The 3,847-nt window shown below is 68.2% G+C and carries 4 protein-coding genes; 1 reads left to right on the forward strand and 3 read right to left on the reverse strand.

The window, feature by feature from the left end; all coding sequences use genetic code 11:
* Positions 1-865: N-acetyl-gamma-glutamyl-phosphate reductase (gene argC, locus Q3A80_RS31700; protein WP_446332718.1), on the reverse strand; the 865-nt coding region annotated here is incomplete at its 3' end.
* Between the two features lie 118 nt (positions 866-983).
* Between argC and Q3A80_RS31705 the strand changes: the two genes are divergently transcribed.
* Positions 984-1,868 (forward strand): LysR family transcriptional regulator, encoded by an 885-nt coding sequence (locus Q3A80_RS31705; RefSeq protein ID WP_446332719.1) that lies wholly within the window; start codon positions 984-986, stop codon positions 1,866-1,868.
* 62 nt (positions 1,869-1,930) lie between these two features.
* Here the strand turns inward: Q3A80_RS31705 and Q3A80_RS31710 are convergent, their stop codons facing one another.
* Together Q3A80_RS31710 and Q3A80_RS31715 are read right to left on the reverse strand one after the other, a co-directional pair.
* Positions 1,931-2,395, reverse strand: coding sequence for a signal peptide protein (locus tag Q3A80_RS31710; protein ID WP_446332720.1), 465 nt, complete (start codon positions 2,393-2,395; stop codon positions 1,931-1,933).
* A gap of 60 nt (positions 2,396-2,455) precedes the next feature.
* Positions 2,456-3,673 (reverse strand): patatin-like phospholipase family protein, encoded by a 1,218-nt coding sequence (locus Q3A80_RS31715; RefSeq protein ID WP_446332721.1) that lies wholly within the window; start codon positions 3,671-3,673, stop codon positions 2,456-2,458.
* Between the last annotated feature and the right edge of the window lie 174 nt (positions 3,674-3,847).

Raw genomic sequence — 3,847 nt, forward strand, 5'->3', positions numbered from 1 at the left:
TGTCGAACACCGCGGACAGCAGCACCTGGCCGTGCGCTTCATTGACGAACACGCCGAGCCGCAGATCGTTCGTCCCGTTCAGTGCTTGCGGATCGAGATGCGTGATCGCGCGGGTGTCCGCGAGCGGCATGACCTCGACGTGGCGCGCGCCGGCGTAATGGTGCGCGAGACACGCATGCAGCATTTCACCGGTCACGCCGGCGGACAGAAGGCGCAGCTCGATCGGCACGGTGAGCACGATGCCCTGCCGATAGGCACCGTAAGCCGGCACGAACAGCGGACGATGCGCGAGCCCGGCATGCCGCTGGATCTCGGGCACATGCTTGTGCGCGAGCGCGAGGCCGTAGACCTGCAGCGGTTTCGCACGTGCAGCGTCGTTCGATTCGAACGCTTCGACGGCGCTCCGGCCGCCGCCGGAATAGCCCGACACCGCATGGATGCTCACCGGATAGTCGCGCGGCAGCAGTCCGGCCTGCTGCAGCGGCCGCAGCAGCCCGATCGCGCCGGTCGGATAGCAGCCCGGATTGGTGACGCGCCGCGCGCGGGCGATGGTCCGCGCGTGTCCGTCGATCATTTCGGGAAAGCCGTAGACCCATTCGGGGTCGGTGCGATGGGCGGAACTCGCATCGATCACGCGTACCGCCGGATTGCGGATGAAGCCGACGGCTTCGCGCGCGGCAGCGTCGGGCAGGCACAGGATCGCGATATCGGATCCATTGATCGCTTCGGCGCGCCGCGCGGGATTCTTGCGCTCGCCATCCGGCAGCGTGACGAGCCGCAGGTCGGTGCGATCGCGCAGGCGCTCGTGGATCTGCAGTCCGGTCGTGCCCTGGTCGCCGTCGATGTAGACAGTGGAGAGGCTCATGATGGTCGCGTTCCTCGTTTCGGACGTCGGGAAAGCCGTATCGTCCACCGAACGCCTAGAATAGGAAAAGTTGAATTTCCTGACGACGGGATTCAGTTTTCCTGAACGAGAGGTGGGAATGCGCGAGATCAGTCTGGACCGGCTGCGCACGCTGGTCGCGATCGCCGACCAGGGCTCCTTCGTCGCGGCCGCGCAACTGCTGCATCTTGCGCCGCCGACGGTCAGCCTTCATGTCGCCGAACTCGAAAGCCGCGTCGGCGCGCCATTGCTGTCGCGCACGCGCGGCAACGTGCGGCCGTCCGCCATCGGCGCGGTGCTGGTCGAGCGCGCGCGCCGTCTGCTGGCCGAGGTCGAGTCGACGCTGGACGACGTGGAGCGGCAAGTGCAGGGGCTCACCGGGCGCGTGCGGCTCGGCGCATCGACCGGCGCGATCGCGCATCTGTTGCCGCAGGCGGTGGCCCGGTTGCGCGAACACCATCCGGACATCGACGTGCAGATCGCCGTGCTCACGTCGCAGGACACGCTCGCGCGTCTTGCGCAGGGCACGCTCGACGTCGGGCTCGTCGCGCTGCCGCAGCAGGCGGTCGCGGGGCTGTCGATCCGCGCGTGGCGGCGCGATCCGGTGCTGGCTTTTCTGCCCGCGGACTGGCAGCTTCCGGCGCGGGTGACGCCGGCCTATCTGGCCGCGCGTCCGCTGATTCTCAACGATGCGACGACCCGCCTGTCGCGGCTCACGACGGAATGGTTCGCGCTCGGCGGCCACCGGCCCGAGCCGCGCATCGAGCTGAACTACAACGATGCGATCAAGAGTCTGGTCGCCGCCGGTTACGGCGCGACGCTGCTGCCGCACGAGGCCGGCGCGCCGCTGCCCGATGCGCGCATCGTCATGCGGCCGCTGCGGCCGGCGTTGTGGCGCGAACTCGGTATCGCGCATCGGGCCGGCCCGGTCGAGCGGTCGACCCAGCACGTGCTCGACGCGTTGTGGGCGCTCGGCGCGCGATAGGGCGTCGCGACGGTAATCCGGTTCGCGGAAAGTAGCGCATCGGGCGCGGCAGCCGCCGGCCGTTACAGCCGATTGTCCTTCGCGAGCATCAGCACGCGCGCCCAGCGCTGCGCGTCGCGCTTGTCCATCATCGGCAGTTTCCATTCGCCGCACACCGCGTCGCGCACGCGCACGACCAGATGCCAGCGGCCGTCGATCGGTGCGGCCTCGCAGCCGTCGAGCTGCGACAACGTATAGCGGCCGTCCGCGCCGTCGTGCGACAGCCACAGCAATCCTTGCGTCGCGGACACGCGCAGCTCGCCCCATGCGCGGTGCACGACGTGGGTCCAGCCTTGTTCCTTCGTGTTCGGGGCGATGTCGCGGCGGCGCTTGAGCCACCACGCGACCAGCGCGATCAGGATCGCGGCGGCGAGCACGGCGGCCGCGATCGCGACCGGCTGGCCGAACTGCGCGGCGATGACGTGAAACAGATGAACGGCGCCCCATCCCAGCGCGATGAGCGCGAACAGCGCAATGAAAATCGGCATGTCGAATCGGAAAAGAGGACGGCCCGGCGCAGCAAGCGCGCCGGGCCGTGGCACACGGCGTTACCGGCGGCGGTGAATGTCGTGCGTGACGAAGCCCGCGTCGTTGGTGGGCAGCGCGAGGCCGTCCTTGACCGCGAGCGTCTTGCGAATGTCGTCGAGACCGGCGCACCAGTGGTCGCGCATCGTCGACAGACCGAACTGGTAGTCCTTGTAGTGGTGCTCGTACGCCTTCTGCTGATAGATCAGGTGCTGGATGTTGTACTTCTTCCCGCTCGACATCGCTTCGGCCTCGATGCACCACGGGTCGTTCTTGCGCTGCTCTTCCGGCACCTGCTCGAGCACGTGGCGCAGTACGTTGCGGTAGCGCTGTTCGCGCTGCAGCGTGTCGGTGACGAAACGCGTGCGGCTCGAATACTGCACGTCCTTCGTGCGTTCCGCGACGTCGGCCATCGTGCGCGGCAGCGGGCCGCGCGCGCTCCACAGGTCGACCTGGAACGCGAGCGTGTCGCGGCGCGGCCGCGCGCGCAGCACTTCCATCAGCGGCGTGTTCGATACGACGCCGCCGTCCCAGTAGTACTCGCCGTCGATCTCCACCGGCGGGAACGCGGGCGGCAGCGCGCCGGACGCCATGAAGTGCTCGGGCAGGAGGCGGATGCGCGAATTGTCGAAATACACGAAGTTGCCCGTGCCGACGTTGACCGCGCCGACCGACACGCGCGTCTCGCCCGAATTGATCCGGTCGAAATCGCACAGCTTGAGCAGCGTCGCGCGCAGCGCGGACGTATCGTACCAGCTGATCTTTTGCGGATGATCGGACACGCCCGGCAGCGGCGGCGGGAAGCGCGGCACGAAGAAGCCCTGCTGGCCCTGCATCATCGCGCTCGCGGCCTGCGACGCGGTAAAGAACGTGCGGATCTGGTCGATGCTGTTGAACAGCGCGAATTCGTACGCGGCCGGAATCGCGGGGAAGAACGCCGGCTGGCAGATCGTTTCCCAGAATTCGCGCAGTCGCTCGACGCGATGTTCGGGCGCGTTGCCGGCGATCAGCGCGGTGTTGAGCGCCCCGATCGAGATGCCGGCGATCCAGTCGAGCGGAATGCCTGCTTCGTGCAGCCCTTCGAATACGCCGGCCTGATACGCGCCGAGCGCGCCGCCGCCCTGCAGGACGAGCGCGATCGTTTCGTACGGCAGCGACCGCGCAGCGGCCGGCGCACCGGCTTCGTGATGCAGGTCCGCCGCATCGACGGCCTGCTTTTCTGTACGCGCGTGCGGTTTCATCAGTTGCTCCGAGAAATCCCGCCTTGGACGGCGGAGACGGCCGGAGTGACGTCGACGGACGGCACCCCAGCGCGAGAATAGGCGATGTCGCGGGAATCCCTCCCGCGACGAAGGCGGGGACGTTACTGCATGAACCAGCCGTGGCTGACGACGAACGACTGCCCGGTCAGCGCC

Source organism: Burkholderia sp. SR8 (assembly GCF_052851275.1).